This window comes from Paraburkholderia diazotrophica, from assembly GCF_900108945.1.
Taxonomy (GTDB): Bacteria; Pseudomonadota; Gammaproteobacteria; order Burkholderiales; family Burkholderiaceae; genus Paraburkholderia; species Paraburkholderia diazotrophica.
Genome location: NZ_FNYE01000023.1, coordinates 28,314 through 45,029, shown reverse-complemented (window position 1 = coordinate 45,029; position 16,716 = coordinate 28,314). Strand labels below are relative to the sequence as shown.

Sequence of the window (16,716 nt, the reverse complement as noted above, 5' to 3'; positions counted from 1 at the left end):
AATACGGGGTCCCCATGCTTCAGCTACTTCATGTTCCGAATCTTTTTGATTACGCGACATCCGAACTCTCGCAGGATGCCGCGCTCTGTTATTTTCTTTCGTATGGTGCCCCGCAGTACGAGGGCGGCCCGCACGCATCGGAACACCAATTCGCCCGCGTGCTCCTAAGAAAGATGTTCGAGATTTGCGGAAAGGTATTCCCGACTCAAATCGAGAAAGTAGACGTCAGAAAACAATACCGTATCAGCGGTAAGTACCTGGATATCCTGGTACAGGTCAACGACATCTACGTTGCGATCGAAGACAAGCGCCAGGCGCAAGACCATTCTGATCAGCTATCGATCTATAGCGAAATCCATAAACCTCTCGGAGTCTCCACCGAGGACGTATTGCTGATGTACATGCAGACAGGCAACCAGGCCAATCTCAAGAACATCGAGAGTGCAAATTTCAAGCTCATGAGCAGGAGTATGCTTTTGAGTTTGTTCGAGACAGAAGCCGGTCGACTCGCCTGCAGCAATAGCAAAATTCATAGGGACTTTCATCTCCACTTTCTCAAGCTCGAAGATCAGTACCGGAATTTTGGGGTTATCGATATAACGAAATGGGAAACGCCCTCCCAGATTGGATTCCTTGAGGCACTGATTGCCAGGAATAAGGGCGAGTGGGCACCAGCAGGTGGCGGCGGTGGTGGATTTCGAGCCTATCGTGGACCCGTTGTCCAAGTCGACAACGCCTGCGCATATCTTCAGGTGGAGGCCTCAAACAACGAGGAGCCACAGATCCATCTGCGCTTCAAGGTCGATGTGCCACGTGTATCGAGCAAGGAAGAATACATTGCGGCTTGGGATCAGTGGCACAAGCGCATGATGGACGCCGCAGCGAAAAGCCCGCTTCGCTCGTACATTGCAAAACCGCACCGTGCGACACCGACTAATTTCAACCGGCAGAATCTTAACTCGCACAGTCTGTTGGTGGCAAAAATAGACGATGGTCAGAACTGGAAGACTTCGAGAATTTTTCCCTCAGTTGATAGCAACAGCCTTCTCGCCCTCGATCCTACTTTGGCGACACTGAAAGACTGCCAGACCATTCTTGAATCGCTGCGAGGCTGAACGATAAAGGCCGACGCATTGACGCTCGGGAAGATTCCCCTCCTATTATATTGCGCATTGGCGTCGGCCGAGTGGCTGCACGGTTCGGCATGCAACGAGCCGAGCAACTTAGATTTCACGCTGGCGCAGATAAGCTCCATACCGTACGGGTGAGTTAAGGCGGAAGATTGAAGTCGGTAGAGGCTTCAGCTGAAAATCTGATTGTCGAAGTGTCCCGGTAGGAACGCTGGTCGCCCAGCTCCCCCCGGACAGATCCGTACGTGCGGAATTACCGCATACGGCTCTTGCTGGGCGGCGACAATTAGCTTGGCCGGCGACGACAAGCTTGTCGTTGCGATCTCCAGCCATTCAGCCTGCGCGTCCAGCGCACCACGATATCCGTCGTGCGGCCACCCGGCACGGAAGAAGTCTCCGCGCTTTCCCCACGCCGTTGCCGGCGGTCTTCCGGCTTCGGCGTGTTGTGTCGCTCGGGTGGAGCGCGTCGAGGAACGTCTTGCCCTTCTCGGTCAGTTACGCGAGGCGTGCGCTTGCGGCGCGATGTTCCAGCATTACCAGCTGTCGTTCGAGCAGCGCGTCAAGCTCGGGGCGATTCATGTCGAGCTGGTCTGGCGCCTGGCGAACCAGCATCAAGGTCGCAAATTCGTGTGGACTGAGCATTTCCGTCTCCCGTAAACCATGGTCCCGAATGCAGGGGAACGCTGCAGAAAAACGACACGTAGTGCAGGCCGTATAGGGGACGCGCTGCGATGCAGCGCGACGCCGTCACGCAAAGAAGCGCCCGCGAGCCTGTGTCGTCGAGACAGCCCGCGGTGATGGCGCGTACCGTCTGGTATCCGCCCGCCACGGGATTTTCCGTGCTTGCCCTAGCCGATATCGATCGTGCGACTCACGGTCTGCGCCGGCTCCGATTTCGGCACGGTCAACGTGAGTACACCGTTGTCAAACTTTGCCAAGGTGTGATCGGGATCGGCGTCCTCCGGCATCGGGATCGTGCGCATGAAGCTTCCATGGGCACGCTCCAGCCGGTAGCAGCCGTTTTCCTCGCTGCGCACATCCTGCTTTTTCTCTCCGCGCAGCACGATTGCCCCATCCTCGACGCTCACCTTCAGATCTTCACGCTCCATTCCGGGCAGTTCGGCGGTCACGCGCAGCACCTGCCCTTCATCGACGACGTCGATGCGCGGCTGGAAGCGCGATGAACTGAAGTCGCCAAACCATCGTTCGAGCGCGCCACGGCCTGCAAACGGGTCATGAAAGAACTCCTCCACTGCACGCCACGGTTCGCGTGAGAACAGTCGCGGAATGTCAGGCCACGAGGCCCGCCACTGTTCGCTTGCCGGCGGGCTTTCCGGGCCTTCTGCATCGGACTTGCGGGCAGCTCCGCGAAGGAACTTGAAGGGGTTCCACTTTTTCAGATCGGTGTTCATCGCGTCCTCCGATTCAGCTTCAATCTGTTTTGAGCGTGGCGGCCAGCCCATCAGGTAGCGAGCGCGCCCTGAACGCCGACTGCTCCAAGCACGCCGCGATCGATTAGTTTCACCGCGTACTCGATCGCGTCGCGCTGTGCTTCGGCCGCGCTCGTCCAGCGTTCGCTGAAGCACGGCAGATGCCAGTCGGCCAACACCTCACCGCTCCGTTCGATCCGCACAATAGCGATGTAGCCGTCCGGTGCGGACACTCGTGCCACGATCTGTCGCACGGGGATTGTGCGGATGTGGATCGCGTGCCCTTTCCAAGACTCCAGCGTCATATCAGGCATCGGGCTCCCTGCTCCCGTTTCGCGGCAACGGAGACGCTCGCGCTGCCGACCTGCCGCTGCTGACGCGTCAGTTGGTCTTGATTTCGATGCGCCGTGGGCGGGCCTCGTCGCGCCGTGGGATTGTCAGCTTCAGCACCCCGTCCTGGAGGCTCGCCTCGATCTTGGACGTATCGAAGTCCGGCGACAGCGTGAACGTCCGGGCGAAGTGCGGTTCGCGAACCTCGGCATGCTGCAGCCGCAGATTTGCTGGCGTCGGCACCACCGCCTCGGCCTCGATCGAGAGGCTGCTGTCGTGAACTTTGACGTCCAGCTTGTCCTTCGTCACGCCGGGCAAATCGGCCCACAGCGTGGCGCCCTGGCTGTCCTCATATATGTCGACGGCCGGGGTGAGCGTGATCCGGCGCGTGGCCTGCTCAGTGTCGCGACGCGCTACGGCGGATTGGTCGTGTTCAGCCAGTTGGGTCGTGTCGGTCATGATCGGCTCCTCAGGTTACTGGACAGTGATGGCGCGCGGCTTAGACGACTCGCGCTTGCCGACACTGATCGACAGGCAGCCATTTTCGTAGCGCGCCTGGACCTTGTCGGGATCAGCGGTGTCGGGCAGTTCGATGACGCGCCGGAAGGTGCCGACAAAGCGCTCCTGCACGTAGGTGCGCGTCTCGCTTCCAGTGTCAGGTTGTGTCGCTTTGCGTTCGCCGCTGATGGTCAGCAGGCCCCTGTCGATCGATACGTCGAGTTCGGTGGCGTTGATGCCCGGAGCGAAGGCGACGATCTCGATCGACTCATCAGTCGCGCCGATGTTGATCTGAGGAAACGCACCGAACCGGCCGGCGCGGATGCTGGACGGGAAACCGCCGAAGAGTTGCGCCATCTGCTGCTGCAGGCGGTCGAATTCGCTGAAGAGGTCGGTTCCGAAGTAAAGATCGCTCACGATCGTATCCTCCTTGAGTGCAGCCGGGAGGCGAACGGGCCTACGCGCTCCAGTTCGCCTGCCAGACTGTTGGCAAACAAATCGAAACACGCAGCGCGCGGATGGAAGCGACCCACGCGTCTGCCTGAGCGAAATCTAAAATATGAACTCTGCGGAAAATTTCAAGAGGCGACAGCAGTTTTGCACTTGAAATTTTTGCGCCGGCTCCTATCGTCGCGGCGAATCGGGACTGCATTACGGAGAACCCCATGGAATTCGACACGGACTGGCTCACGCTTGGCAGGCATCTATCCGGCTGCGCTCGGCGAAGGGCTTTCGGACCGAGACGATGCGCACCGTAGCGGAGGTCGTCCGCGCGATCGACAGCAACATGAGCGCGCGGGCGCGACTCGTCGAGGTCGTCTGCCGGCAGGAAAAGACCTACGACGTGCTGGTCGGCACGACGATGGCGGAGGACAAGGTTTGTGCACCGCAACTTGAAGCCGCGGTTGCGGTTGTGCTGGGCCTGTTGCCTGACCAGATCAACATTACGGTCACCCCCGTCACGCAAAAGGAGGTCGATTTGCACTTTGGCGCGTACGAGCGAATGCTGTCGGAGAAGCTGGGTACGACACCGCCGATCCGCTGATCGACCGGTCCGGTGCCGTGCCGTGCGGCCGGCACTGGTTCCCGCGTCCTGCCATGCCGACGCGGGGCGGACATGGCCGTGCCGGTCGCGGAATGGGAGCACCATCATGAAAGTACGTTCACATGGGTTACCCGCCGCGGCTGCCCTGGCCGCCGCGGGCGCCTTGCCTGCGGCCGTGGTTGCCGTGGCGCCGCTGCCACGGGCATTGCCGGTACAACAGGACATCTGGATCACCGGCACGATCCAGCGGGGCAACGGGCAGTTCGCCCCGGGAGACTATACGACGATCCAGCTGGATCGCCCGGCCGCGTCACCGTGCAGCGACAAGGTCGTGACCGACATTCTGCTCGGTCAGACCGGCACCACCGAACACTTGCTGCTGTTGCCCTATCTGAACCAGCGGGTCGCCGTGAGAGGGCGCATCACCTGCCCGGCTTCCGGGATTCAGTTTGCACCGACGCCGGACTTCGTGTTTCCAATCTACTGATCCGACGGGAGAGCTGCGAAGGCGCACGCAGTACCGTACGGGCGTCCATTTTCTGCGCGTCGACATCCCCGCGCTCGGGCGGCTGTCGTCGGGGTCGCCCGCGATGCCCAACAGTGCGCCGAGGCCCTTGATTTTTTCGCACTGCTTTTTATATTTCGTGTTGCCAGCCCGTATTGCGATGAAGGGCAATTGGCGTATGCCCGTGGCGTCGCATGACGAGTGTCCGGAAAACACTGCGAGCGGGCAGAATCAGGGGCGCGAAGCGGAACGTCACCGGATACGGTGAACCTCGCAGCGCAAGCGTCGGGCCGGTGGTCCCGCCGGCGATCCCCGCCCCTGAGGGAGTGACGGCCGCCTCCGATGCGGCGGCCAGCGGAAGACGTGCAGGGCTGTCATGAAAACGGCGATCAGTTACCGGAACATTTCGGAGCTTGCCCGCCCCGACCTGAAAGGCCTGATTGGCAATCTCCTCGACCGACACCTTCAGCCGCACCTGTCGCACTTCCCCGCCGAACTCGTCCGGTTGCGTGCGACCCTCGAACGAAGCGGCCATCGCAGTCTCTACCGGGCAAGGCTTCGGCTCGGATTGCCGAGCGCCACGCTCGCCTGCTCAGATGAGTCGCCCAAGCTCGGCAAAGCCCTCGAACTCTCCTTCGCGGAACTGGAGCGGCAGCTCGAGCACCACATCGCCCATCTGCGTCACGAGGACAATTGGCGGCGCAAGGAGCGCCGCGCCGGGTTGCGGCGACTCAAAGGCGCGGCGACCGGGCCCGCCGGCGCTGGGCTGGCGCTGTTCAGCGAGCTCGTGCGCCCACTGCTTCCGGAACTGAAGCGCTTCACGGAGCGCACGGTTCTTCGGGGGCCGCGTTTCCGAGAGGGAACGTGGCTACCCTATACCTGCCCACACGCTTTGTCTAGATCGCGCTTCCGTGCCGCCATGATTCGAATAGCCATTGCGAACGGGCTTGGAGCAACGGGATTGCGGTCGTCGCCCAGAACTCTCCGCTGACAATTCCGCTACTCATGCCGCCTCGGTCATACCGTGAGACGTTTGCGTCCGACCGCCCCTCGAGAGGTACGCCGGTCAGCATCTTATAGGCCGACATGATGGTCTGCTCGAGCGCTTGCGGTTCCTCGGGCAGCGGCACATGACACAGAACCTGGCGCATCTCCATCCATAAAAACAGATCGCCTCGCATTCCCCATTGATGGGGCGGCGGATCAAAGATGTCCGATACGACAGTACAGTGCTTTTCTAAGGGAATACACGAGGCACGGGAAAATAGGTTCCGTAGCAACGGCACGAAGCGATTCGACCAGAAATCCGGGTTCGCATCCAATTGAAACGTCTTGTCCGGCCCACATACGACCGCCCGGATCGCGTCGCTCTGCTTGCCGGTTATCGCCACAAAAGCCGACGAAATGCGTTTGTCAACGTCGCTAGCCGATTCGCTTTCGCAGGAGTCTGATCCGAAACAGTCGATCAGCCGGTCGAACAGCACCTGATTGCCATCGTACGCATCGAAAGGATCTGACAACTCAGTGGCGACTTTTCGCATGAGCTGCGCCATGTTCCGGGGACGCTCATCTAGCAGAAACTGAAGATCATCGCGTCGGGGATGTTTCTCCCCCGCAATTTGCCGAGGGCTCTGCATCTTGTTACGCGTCCGCTGTGCCGGATTAGCGCCGAGCGAAAGCAATTCGCCGATCACTGTAAGACTTGCTCCATGCCATGCGGCCTGATGGAGCGGTGCATAGCCTTTGGGTTCGCTCGCGGAATTGACCAGATCCGGCTGCCGGCGCAGCAGCGCAAGCAACTCGTTCCATTCACCTTTGTATGCCAGTGCGGCAACTTCTGATTTCATCAGAACCTTGGATTAGCGAATTGTGTTGAAACGAAATTCGAACATTTTTGAGTCCGCATGACGTACCGGTTCGGCGCGACGAAATTGAAGAGTCTCGACGGACCTATCATAGGTCCCAGGAAACACGCATCATGGAACTCCCGGATCGTTTAGGTGGTCATACGGCGCGAGGTCCAAACGGAAATCGCACCCCCTTATTCGGAAACGATGTAAAACAGGGTTTTCCAGACGCCACCATTGACCATGTTCGTGACCCCGTACTGCTCGAACATGCGCGCGGCCTGTGCTTCAACGCGCTCGTTGAAATTGAAGTAGACCTGATCTCGATAAGGCGTCCTCGGCTGCCAGTAGCCCGCGCCCTGATCCAGAATGAGCTTCGTCTTCTTGCCCGATGCCCAGGACACGGACAGCATGCGGCTGTGCTGAATATCCTGCGTCTTCTCGCACATCGTGACTCGCGGCTTGATGGATACGGTCGCCTCAAGCCATCCCTCGATCAATTCCTCCATGTCCTGCGGACGTGGCCAGTCGTGCTTCACGGCGTTGCTGGGCTGGCTGGTGACCTGCGGCTCCAGCGTGGTGATCTGAAGGCTGCGGAGCCGGTCATTACTAAACAACGACAGGAATCCGCTCATCACCAAGACCGACCACGGCGACTTGAGGTAACGGTCGCTGTATTCCACTTCGATGGCGTGATCTTTCTCCAGCAATTCGGCGAGGGCAGGTGCCTTCTCCCTGAAGAGATCACGCAAACGTGCCTTCAGCGACGACACTGGGCCATTGAGTTCCCTCGACACTTCAACAACCGTGGCGCCCGAATCGCGAAGATCCCAGCCGGTGGTATCGAGTGGCTCTGCGTCAAACGCGCTCACTGCCTGTGATGACACCCATATGCTTGTGTCATTCGTGTGCAGCCAGCACCCGCCGGGCACCGCCGATTCTCGTTCGAGCGTAAATAGCGTCTCGTCGGTCTCGCCACGGCGAAGCTGCACGACAGCGGGCACGCCGGACAGCATACCGGACCCTTCATGCTGGCCGATGCGGACTCCGGCCTTCGCGAGGAAGCCCAAGCTCTGCTTGTTTGCCGCCGACAGCAAAGCGGACGATGGAACGAGAACCTGCACGTCGAGTCGATCCTGAATCTTCCAGGTTAGCACGCGATCCCTGAACGCGGGATTGTCGAGATCCCACAATCGCGAGTCGCCGTTCAAGACGATACCGAGCCGGTCTGCGCCCTGGTTGATGCGTTCGCGAATGAATCGTTCCGGTCCGAACGAGCAGTAGGTCGCGCCCGGAATGGCGCTAAATTCGCCAGGCGGTTCGAGATGCGCGAGGAATGCATGTTCCTCCAGCCATCGTTTTGCCTTGCGCCGGTCGAGCTCCTCCTGTTCGACCTGGCTGTCCTTGCTCGCAAGGCACGCCGAGCAGACGTTGTCGCAATCGACCGGACAGTTCAGTCGGTTCGCGGCTTCGGTCAGCATCTTCACCATCTGCGGAAGTGCGCTCAGCACGAATCCAGCGCCGCCGCTGACTTGATCGAACAGCTGGATCACCGTTCGGATTTTGCCGGTTGCGGTATCCCTGTCCTGACGCGTGCCGAAGCCCATTTCGGTGCTCGCCACGCCAATCTCGCTGGAGATCGCGTCGCGCAAGGCGACTGCGAGCGTCGCTGCGATGATCCGCTCATCGTTCGAATTGCCCAGCCATTCGCCCGTTCGTGGGCTGCGGAGGACGAGTTCGAGCACGTCTGTCGAACTGTGATGTCCAAGGTGAACGAACGGCTTCACTGACTCGCCCGAGCAGTTTTTCTCGTTCTTGCTCCCTTTCGGGCCGCCGATCGGGCGATGCATCTTCGACGGCTGAAGCGCCTTGGGGACCTGCCCATCCTGAGTCATAGATTCCGCGCGGCCGCACGTCAGGCAGATGGCATAGCCGTGCTCATGCTCCCCGGACGAATGGTAGAACACGCTGCCGTGGTGTCCAAAGTGGAAGTAACCGCAACGGCTGTCGGGCAGCGCAAGCGTTTCGCCGTCGAGCTGGATGCGCGGCGGCGCGACACGGATAAACTTCTGCGAGCTGATGTCATTTGTCGTCGGCTCATAGAAATCCGTGATGAAACCCGAAGGACGAAGCACAAGCTTGCGTGCGGCCGCCGCGATTGCACTGCCGCAGCGAGTGCAGTGCACGTCGCCGTTTGCATAGGCGTTTTCTGTAACGCCCGTGCTGCCGCATTCGCAGCGCCACGCAATGTCGAACTTCTGCGCCTCGTTGATCGCGCCACCCGAGTGCCAATGCAGCGCGACGCCCGCCGAACGGAAAACGCGGCCGTCGATGACGATCTGCGAACCCGGCGCATATTCCCGGATGGCGATGTTCAGGCCGCGCGTCGGCTGCTCCTTTGATGAGAAAATGTTGTCCTCTCGGCTCTTGTCTTCCCTCTGGCGCGCCCGCTCAACGAAGTCTTCCACGTTATACGTGTTCAGGCTCACCACGTCCGTGGGGAAGCCGTAGCCCGGCAGAAACGCGCGAACGGCGAGATCGCGCAACAGGTACTCGTCTTCATGACGTTTGAGCTCGAAGCCAAGCGCCTTCTTGTACGGTTCGTCCGTGGCGCTTTTGATGAGCTGGGTCAGCTTGTCGTGCTCGCCCCGCCAACGGGCCTGCAAGGGCTGGACCGCGTCGACGGCGCTGTCCGCGATCGATTGCAGCGAGCGCGTGTCGAGACTCGTCCCGCGAGTCAGCTCCGCGACACTGACTTCGAGTCCTTCGGGCCTGCTTTGCAGCCAGTTGATGAAGCGCGTGCAAAACGATTCGTCTTCGCCGGCGAAGAACCATTTTACCGTCAGCTTGGTGCGGTCCGTGCCCGTGTCGCCGAGCGAACGAAGGAATGTGCCGAGCAGCATCGAATTGACATGCCGCTGCACGATGCGCTCGGAGCTGAGCGTGATGCCGGGCGCCGGAATGGCCGTGACGAACGGCCACTTCGGGTTCCTGAAGGCACGCTGGTTATGCGGATCCGCCTTGCACAGCGTGTACGCGATCGAGCGGGCCTCGCTTCGGCGCCCCGCCCGACCTGCACGCTGCAGATAGTTGGCAGGATGCGGCGGCACGTTGTTCATGACGACCGCAGAGATACCGCCGATGTCCACGCCCATTTCCATCGTCGTCGAACAGTTCAGCACATTGATCTTGCCGCGCTTGAACATGTCTTCGTAGTCTTCCAGCTTCTTCGACGACTGCTGTGCCGAGTGCTCCGCCGTGCGGTAGTAGAAGCCGCCTTCGGCGGTCCGGTCGCTGATGTTGTTCCAGAGATTCTCCGAGCGCAGCGCCTGGATGGACGCGTTTTTTGCGATGCGCTTGCGGACCTGCGTCAGCGCCGCTTCAGAGCCGCCGCCCGGTGACAGCTCCGAGAAGACGGGAAGTTGCACCTTGCGGCAGCGGAAGTCGCCCTCGCGATAGCGCTGCGGCAGATACGGCGTCAGGCCGACGAATGTCGTGTCGAACATCCGGTGCGTGAGCGGGCACACCCACGCTTCCACTGCAAGCGAGAAGGTCAGCGTGTTGAGGTTGAGGGCAAACCTGCCCTCGAACGGCTCGAGAATCTTCGCTTCGGTTAGCGCATGCCAGGCCTGCTCCAGCAAATGATTGATGATGTCCCGGTCGTCGGCACGGGCACGGTCCAGATTGCAGCCAAGCTCCAGCAGCTTGACGAGCCGGCCCGACGTGGCGTTGCGGGCCTGCGGCCACTTCTTGATCGTGTTGCTTTCTTCACCCTCCCACCTCGGCCCCATCAGCTGCTTCGCGGTGAATCGTCTGCCCATCCATCGCAACATGGTCGGGTCGAGACGAATGAAGGTGTTGTCGCGGACGTGGAAATCGAGCGCGACCTTGAGAAAGTCTTTCCAGTCCTGAAGCGTCAGATTGACGTCGTGGCTCGCACCAGCCAGCGGTCCCGGCTTGCGCTGAAGCCACATCGCGGGCGCGCTGTTGATCTTCGCCAGGCCTTGGTAGCCGATCCGCACCAGCGCCAGCGTTTCAGTACTGTTCTGGTTCTTGGGCCTGCGCGAATAGTCACGCGCGAGGAGCAGGCGCGCCATCGGCCCTGCCGCCTCACTGCCGCCGAACAATTCCGGATTGGCGTATTTGTTGTAATCGAGAATGGATTGCGCGATGTCCTTGGACGCCGCGAGTTCAGACACCATGTCGGGCCAAGCGGTCTCGCTCACGCGACGCGTGGTGCCGCCTGACCTGGTCTCCTCCAGTTTCAGAAGCAGCGTGGCTGCCATCTCTTTCATGCCCAGCTTTTCGAGCTGCTTTGCCTGGTTCAGGATTTCGTCAGTGTCGCCCGTCAGTTCATCCTTCGGGGCGGCATCGAGTTTCGCTTGCGCGTTGCGCAGGATTTCGAACACGAGCCCCCGTAGCCGCGACCGCTCCGCTTCCTGCTGCATGCGTACCGCCATGCGCGCGGTGCCCTGTCGGCTGTCGGTGAAAGTGATGAGCTTGCGGCCTCGCCCCGGTAGCTCGTCGGGCGACTTGCCTTCGCAATCATCGGGCGACGGGTCCGGACAGAATTCGAGCACCGTCGGAACCGCGTTGGCCACGTAAAACGGTGCACCCAGATAGGCTTGGCGAAGCGTGCTCGGCGAGCCGGTGAAATCCGCCTCGCACCGGCAGCAGCGCGCTTCTGACTCCTGCGCGACGGCGAGATTCCGCATATCCGACGAGGCGGGGCCGCCGATCTCGAATGTCCGCACATTCAGCGCGAGCGGGAGATATGGATCCTCGCTCGTAGCCGATGCCGCGATCAAAAGTTTCGTGGCGGGCTGCCTGCGAGAAGACGGTGCCGCCGCGTCCTGGCCCGGCTCGTCTTCCGCCGTGCCTTCGTAGCTCAGTTCGAATTCGTCGTTCGCATAGGGGCTGCGCTGCAAAAGCTGACCGGCGCTGTCTTCGGCGAGCAGATGCGGCGTCTTGCAGTCGTCGCAGAATGCCAGCTCGTAGACCGGCGCGCCGCAGCCGCATTTCGGGCGTTGAGTGACATACGCATTTCCGAACGGCCAGTCGCCCAGCGTCGCCGGCTTCGCGCTGCATTGCTTGTCGACGCAGGCCCACAGCCCGTGCAGCATGCGTTGGAACAGATGGATTCGCAGTTTGACGAAGGGTGGTTCGTCCTCGGCCTCGCGTGTTCCGCTCATCAGGTCCAGCCATCCCAGCACTTCCCGCTGCTGCTCGCTCAACTGCTTCGCCTGGAGCCTGTCACCGACCGTTCCCACCAGCTCGTCCAGATCGAGCGGACGCCCCTTGCTAACGATCGCATGCCGAAGCGCGGCCGCCGCGGGATGACTGGCGAGCGCGCCAAAGCGCGCGGGCGAGACTTCGCAGCCCGCATCGACCGATGACACGTCTTCGAAACTGCGCCACACCACATCGCCACGTGTCAGATCGGGCACCTTGCGCATACCGCCGATGACCACGACCTGCTCAGCGCTCACGCCCGCGAGACAGGCAAGATACTGCCGCAGGCGCTCCTCCGCATCGCGGTCGGCGATCGTCGCGGACGTCGCGACGAAGCGGATTTCTTCAGGGCGCTTTCCAAATGCCTGCACCACGCGCCGCAATAGCAGCGCAAGCTCGGCCGCCTGCGAACCGACGTACGTGTGGGCTTCGTCGAGCACGATCCAGCGCAAGGAACGCTGCTGGCGCGAGATCTCCAGAATGGGCGCGTCGACCTGGCGGACCAGCATGTATTCGAGCATGGTGGCGTTGGTCATCAGCATCGGCGCGGGATGCTTGCGCAGCTCCTCACGGGACAGGATCTCGTTGGGCCGGTCTTTTTGCTCCTTGCGTACCGCGCCTGCGCTCTCCTCGGTCTTCCCGTTGTAAAGGCAGAAGCGGATATCCGAGCCGAAGTCCATGGTCCAGGCATGCAGACGGTCGCGTTGCGAGTTGATCAGCGCGTTGAGCGGATAGAGAAAGAGCGCGCGCACGCCGACGAGCGCACCACCGCCGGTTTCATACTCGCGGATCAGGTCTTCCAGGATCGGCAGCATGAAGCATTCGGTCTTGCCGGAACCCGTACCGCTCGTGATCACCGCCGATTTGGGCGTGTCGTCGAGCAGCGCGTTCCACGCCTTCAGCTGATGTACATAAGGATGACTGTCTGAAGCAAACCGATAAGGACGCTTTGCGTTCTGCAGCGTATCGAGCAGGCGGCCGGACAGCAGCTTTCCGCGCAAGTCTTGCAGCGTGACGTCCTCGGCTTCCTGCCATCCAAAGGTGTGCTCGAAGACCGGCGGCGCGAGGAAGCAGCCGTCGCTGCCCAGAGTATCGTTCATCTGCTCGCTCAGATGGCGCCGCAGATTGCCGTCGTTGATACCCAGGACACCTAGGGTGGCCTCCCGGGTACGGCTCAGACTCTGATCGATCAGGCTCGTGAAGTAGTGCATCGCTGTGTCAGGTTTTTCCGGTGGCGAGTAAGTATGAGACCATCAGTCCGTGAGCGGGCGCGTACCAGCTGCAGCGGTCGAAGTCCGACACCATCTTGATCGCGAACTTGACGTTGGAACGGTTGCCCTTGAGCTCATCAATCGTCTCAAGCCCGGCGGTCACATACGCCATAAAGATCGGCAGTATCGTAACTGCATCGGTGAATTCCGTTGTGGACAACGTAAGCACGGGGGGCGGAAGCTTCTGCCGAGCCAGCCACTCCCTGAGCAAATGGCCGAGCTCGGTTGGCCAGTGATCGTTGCTCTCGTGCGTACGGCGCAATTGCTGATACCAGCAAGGCAAAATAATCTCGATGGGATACCTGCGTAGCGCCGCGGCATCCGAGGTTTCCAGATAGCGACCCATCTCACCCTCGTCGAAGCTTTCGAGCACGTGCGGAAGCATTAGACGCCGGTTCTGCAGCACGCTCGCGGACAACGCGGGAGGCAGGCCTTGCGAATTCAGCCATGTGCCAAATTGACCGTACGTGACCGCCCATTGTGGCAAGGGGATGCATTCCCAAATCACGGCGAGTTCGTCACGGATTCGCGCGCAGAAGGATTCGTCCATCTCCAGGCGAAACACCGCGATGGCAAGAGCCGCAGGGTTGCGCGACAGCGCGAGCCAGGCCTCGAATACCGACAGCGGCAGATGGTGATAGTGCTGCTTCAGGTCCGCCAGATATTGCCAGCCACTGTGGTCGAGATCGAAAGCCATGTGGGTGATCTGCTGCGCGATGACATGGGGCTGAGTGACAGGATGGTACGCGCGCGCTGCCGCATGCAGCGAGTGGATCTCGCTCGCCGCGTCGATTGACGCGGACCGCTCGCCTAAATGAAGGAAGGGGCGGAACTGCGTCGGAGAGCTGGACGCGGGATAGATAAGCCATGGGCCGTCGGCATGCATTGACAACGGCGTCCTGAAGCGGCCCGTGCCGACGCCTTGCGTGGTCAGCTCGGGAATGTCGACGCTCGCCTGCCTGGGATCGGTCAGCAGCATCGCCTCGACGGCGATTTCGGTCTGCAGTGCCCCTCCCGATGGACTCGTCATCCAGAACGTCGCGGCATCCTCACGCTTCGCCGCTCCGTTGTATCGACGAACTTGGAAACGCAAGAGCGGACGGTCCGTCTCGACACTCACGCGCAGAAACGCGTCCTGATCGTCGACCGCGCCGAACATCTGCATCATGTCTGTCTGGTAGCTGAAGAGGCTCAGCAACACCGCGTTATTGCTCACGCCAAGATAGTAGTGGCGCGTGCATCGTGCTTCCCCGCTGACGAGTTCCAGCCTAAGGCAGAATCTCGTGCCGCCCGGCAGTGACGTCGACAACGCGACCCGCAGACCGAGAAGGTCCGAGAGGGTGAAGTCGCGCGTCGACAAGGTAGCGCCGTCCACGCCGATCAGACGGGCGCCCTCGTACGGATACGCGACTCTAAAACGGATCGGCGCAAGTGCGCAGCCGGATCGGCCGCGCACTTCCAGCGTCAGGAACGAAGGAACCGGGTCGGTCAGCGATTCGAGCCAGATCACCGTGTCCCGACCTCGCGCTTCCAGGCGGCCCCTGATCGTGTGATCCACAGCCTGCAGTTCGAGTTGGCGCGACTGCTTCACGACGAGTCGCGCCGGCTTGCCGCCAGAGCCCGGAAACGCCTGGATGGCAAAGCCCGGGGGCACTACGCCGAAGCGCCGTTGAAGCAGAACGTCGCCGCTGGCCTCGCGCGCCGAGTAGTGGATCGCGCCCAGCTGCTCGTCGCTGTTGGCCCTCGTCACACGTTGGCGATCGGCGAATTCGTTGGGCGCGGGCACGGATGCACGTGCTTCGCTTCCTTCGACCGATACGTCGAGCCTGGGCCAACCTTGATAGACGACTTGCGGCACGGAGTCGTAGTGCATCAACACGCCCTTGAGCGTGAGACGGCAGGGCAATTGCGAGCCACTCTTGAGCGTTACTGCGTAACGGTCGCCTTCCTCCGAGATGAGCTTCAACGAATCGCCCGCTTCGATCCAACGCACGCCATCCGCTTCTTCTTTGAGGCTGACCGGCCCGTCGCAGGTGTAGCTCAATCCTTTCGGAAGGAGGACACGGACCGTACTCGCGTCGCTTGAGCACGACGCGCTCGCGATAAACCACCATTCGTCGCCCTTGTTTTCGAAGACGAGCGGAAGTTCCTGCGCGTCGAGCGAGCCCTGATCGAATGGAACGATGCACGCCACGCTGCCGTTCGAGAGCAGGCGCAGCGTGAGCTCGTCCTTGAGTTGCGCCCTGTCCAGCGAAAACTGCGTCTTCAGAAAACGCACCGATACTTCGGTCGAGTCCTCGCGTTTTTGGCCGTAGGCCGCACCGGCGCGCGCGAGGAGGCGGTCGCCTTCGAAGAACGCGAGTTCGAACCGGCCGTAATTCACGATACTCGCGTCGATCGACAGATCCGCCAAGCGAGGAACCGTGACCTCAGAGCGGATGCGCCAACCATGCGGTCCTTCAATCAAGCGATGCCCGCACGCGAACGTGCCCGCGCTCGCCCGCTGCGATTCCCTCTCCTCGCGGCGACGGCTCGCGTCGCGCAGCCAGTCGTTGATGAGGCCGCGCGCGTTCACCTCGTCGAGGGGTAGCGGAAATTCGTGTCGCCAGTTGGGTTCGACGGTATCCAGATACTGGGCGGGATCGTCCTTGCCCCGGAGTTCGTAACGGGTCGCGAGAGACATGAGCTGCTCGACGATGCCGGCGAGCAATTGTCTCGTCTCCAGCGTCCGGAAAGTCTGCGGCAGTTCGTGTTCGAATTCGGTGAGCAGATCAGCTGCGGTGCGCAATCCGGCTTCTGTTCGGTAAAAGTACTTGAGCCCTTTGCGCACCACGCGTCCGAAGCCATGGGTATCGCTCTGCACAAGCGGCCACGGCAAGCCGCCTTCAGTGAACAGGGAGCCGAGCAGGTTGTCGCGTCCACCCTGATATTGCCGAATCGGGCGCTTCCAGTATTGCGCGAGACCCACGCGCACGAGCTCTCCGTGCTGTTGCGGGGTGAACCTGCAGTCGAGCGCCTTTTCGAAGGGCGCCCAAGACCAACCGCCGTCCCTGGTGTCGTACTGCCTGCGAAAGCTCTCAGCGACAAATAGACAGAATGCCGCAGCCCATGACGCGCCATAAGTCGGGTGAAACGCATGAGCGCGATGTTCGCAAAGAAGCTCGGCCAACTCCCGGAATTCGTTTGGGGTGACCTGATAGCGGTACAGCGCAACGCCCGCCGGCTCCCTGTAAATGCGTCGTATTAAAAGAAATTCCGTCAACCAAACACGAAGGGGCGATACAGTCCGGGGCGATGCGCTCCGGGGCGCTACATACGGCATGTCTCTTCCTCGATGTTCTTCTGTTTGTCGTCGCTGGCCCTGAGTCCAGCCGAACGGTCTTATGATCGGCTACATGGGCGTCGATGCTGATGTCTCCCGCATTATC

Annotated in this window: 10 protein-coding genes and 2 pseudogenes; 3 read left to right on the top strand and 9 right to left on the bottom strand. The window is 61.1% G+C overall.

Going from position 1 to position 16,716, the window contains the following annotated elements; translation table 11 throughout:
- Nucleotides 1-14 precede the first annotated feature (14 nt).
- A complete protein-coding gene (locus tag BMW76_RS25355; RefSeq protein WP_090870193.1) occupies nucleotides 15-1,115 on the top strand; it encodes a PD-(D/E)XK nuclease family protein in 1,101 nt (366 codons plus the stop codon).
- A gap of 348 nt (nucleotides 1,116-1,463) precedes the next feature.
- Here the strand turns inward: BMW76_RS25355 and BMW76_RS42840 are convergent.
- From BMW76_RS42840 to BMW76_RS25330, 5 genes and pseudogenes are all read right to left on the bottom strand, one after another.
- A pseudogene (locus BMW76_RS42840) lies at nucleotides 1,464-1,772 on the bottom strand (hypothetical protein).
- A 206-nt stretch (nucleotides 1,773-1,978) separates the two neighbouring features.
- Nucleotides 1,979-2,542: an Hsp20/alpha crystallin family protein gene (locus BMW76_RS25345; protein ID WP_090870300.1), complete on the bottom strand. Its 564-nt coding sequence runs from the start codon at nucleotides 2,540-2,542 to the stop codon at nucleotides 1,979-1,981.
- 50 nt (nucleotides 2,543-2,592) lie between these two features.
- The gene (locus tag BMW76_RS25340; RefSeq protein ID WP_245763374.1) at nucleotides 2,593-2,865 is read right to left on the bottom strand and encodes a DUF6566 family protein; all 273 of its coding nucleotides are present in this window, start codon (nucleotides 2,863-2,865) and stop codon (nucleotides 2,593-2,595) included.
- A gap of 76 nt (nucleotides 2,866-2,941) precedes the next feature.
- Nucleotides 2,942-3,349, bottom strand: a complete 408-nt coding sequence (locus BMW76_RS25335; protein WP_090870189.1) for an Hsp20/alpha crystallin family protein — start codon at nucleotides 3,347-3,349, stop codon at nucleotides 2,942-2,944.
- Between the two features lie 15 nt (nucleotides 3,350-3,364).
- Entirely contained in the window at nucleotides 3,365-3,805 is a 441-nt protein-coding gene (locus tag BMW76_RS25330; protein WP_090870186.1) for an Hsp20/alpha crystallin family protein, read from the bottom strand.
- 248 nt (nucleotides 3,806-4,053) lie between these two features.
- On the opposite strand from BMW76_RS25330, the pseudogene BMW76_RS25325 reads away from it, so the two are divergent.
- Nucleotides 4,054-4,433 (top strand): annotated as a pseudogene (locus BMW76_RS25325) (hypothetical protein).
- 106 nt (nucleotides 4,434-4,539) lie between these two features.
- Nucleotides 4,540-4,920: a hypothetical protein gene (locus tag BMW76_RS25320; protein WP_090870184.1), complete on the top strand. Its 381-nt coding sequence runs from the start codon at nucleotides 4,540-4,542 to the stop codon at nucleotides 4,918-4,920.
- Between the two features lie 148 nt (nucleotides 4,921-5,068).
- Here BMW76_RS25320 and BMW76_RS41285 read toward each other — a convergent pair whose 3' ends face one another.
- The 4 genes from BMW76_RS41285 to BMW76_RS25300 all read right to left on the bottom strand — a co-directional run bounded on the left by BMW76_RS41285 (nucleotide 5,069) and on the right by BMW76_RS25300 (nucleotide 16,610).
- Nucleotides 5,069-5,473 (bottom strand): hypothetical protein, encoded by a 405-nt coding sequence (locus BMW76_RS41285; protein WP_177200492.1) that lies wholly within the window; start codon nucleotides 5,471-5,473, stop codon nucleotides 5,069-5,071.
- Nucleotides 5,474-5,834: 361 nt separating this feature from the next.
- The gene (locus tag BMW76_RS41280; protein WP_177200491.1) at nucleotides 5,835-6,785 is read right to left on the bottom strand and encodes an ankyrin repeat domain-containing protein; all 951 of its coding nucleotides are present in this window, start codon (nucleotides 6,783-6,785) and stop codon (nucleotides 5,835-5,837) included.
- 194 nt (nucleotides 6,786-6,979) lie between these two features.
- Complete coding sequence (locus tag BMW76_RS25305; RefSeq protein WP_090870182.1) at nucleotides 6,980-13,228, bottom strand: DEAD/DEAH box helicase; 6,249 nt, start codon at nucleotides 13,226-13,228, stop codon at nucleotides 6,980-6,982.
- A gap of 7 nt (nucleotides 13,229-13,235) precedes the next feature.
- Entirely contained in the window at nucleotides 13,236-16,610 is a 3,375-nt protein-coding gene (locus BMW76_RS25300; RefSeq protein ID WP_143062312.1) for an STY4851/ECs_5259 family protein, read from the bottom strand.
- Between the last annotated feature and the right edge of the window lie 106 nt (nucleotides 16,611-16,716).

Excerpts from the sequence above, each read along its gene's own strand:
- BMW76_RS25355 (WP_090870193.1), top strand. The coding sequence starts at position 15 with ATGCTTCAGCTACTTCATGTTCCGAATCTTTTTGATTACGCGACATCC.
- BMW76_RS25345 (WP_090870300.1), bottom strand. The coding sequence starts at position 2,542 with ATGAACACCGATCTGAAAAAGTGGAACCCCTTCAAGTTCCTTCGCGGA.
- BMW76_RS25340 (WP_245763374.1), bottom strand. The coding sequence starts at position 2,865 with ATGACGCTGGAGTCTTGGAAAGGGCACGCGATCCACATCCGCACAATC.
- BMW76_RS25335 (WP_090870189.1), bottom strand. The coding sequence starts at position 3,349 with ATGACCGACACGACCCAACTGGCTGAACACGACCAATCCGCCGTAGCG.
- BMW76_RS25320 (WP_090870184.1), top strand. The coding sequence starts at position 4,540 with ATGAAAGTACGTTCACATGGGTTACCCGCCGCGGCTGCCCTGGCCGCC.
- BMW76_RS41285 (WP_177200492.1), bottom strand. The coding sequence starts at position 5,473 with ATGGCCGCTTCGTTCGAGGGTCGCACGCAACCGGACGAGTTCGGCGGG.
- BMW76_RS41280 (WP_177200491.1), bottom strand. The coding sequence starts at position 6,785 with ATGAAATCAGAAGTTGCCGCACTGGCATACAAAGGTGAATGGAACGAG.
- BMW76_RS25305 (WP_090870182.1), bottom strand. The coding sequence starts at position 13,228 with ATGCACTACTTCACGAGCCTGATCGATCAGAGTCTGAGCCGTACCCGG.
- BMW76_RS25300 (WP_143062312.1), bottom strand. The coding sequence starts at position 16,610 with ATGCCGTATGTAGCGCCCCGGAGCGCATCGCCCCGGACTGTATCGCCC.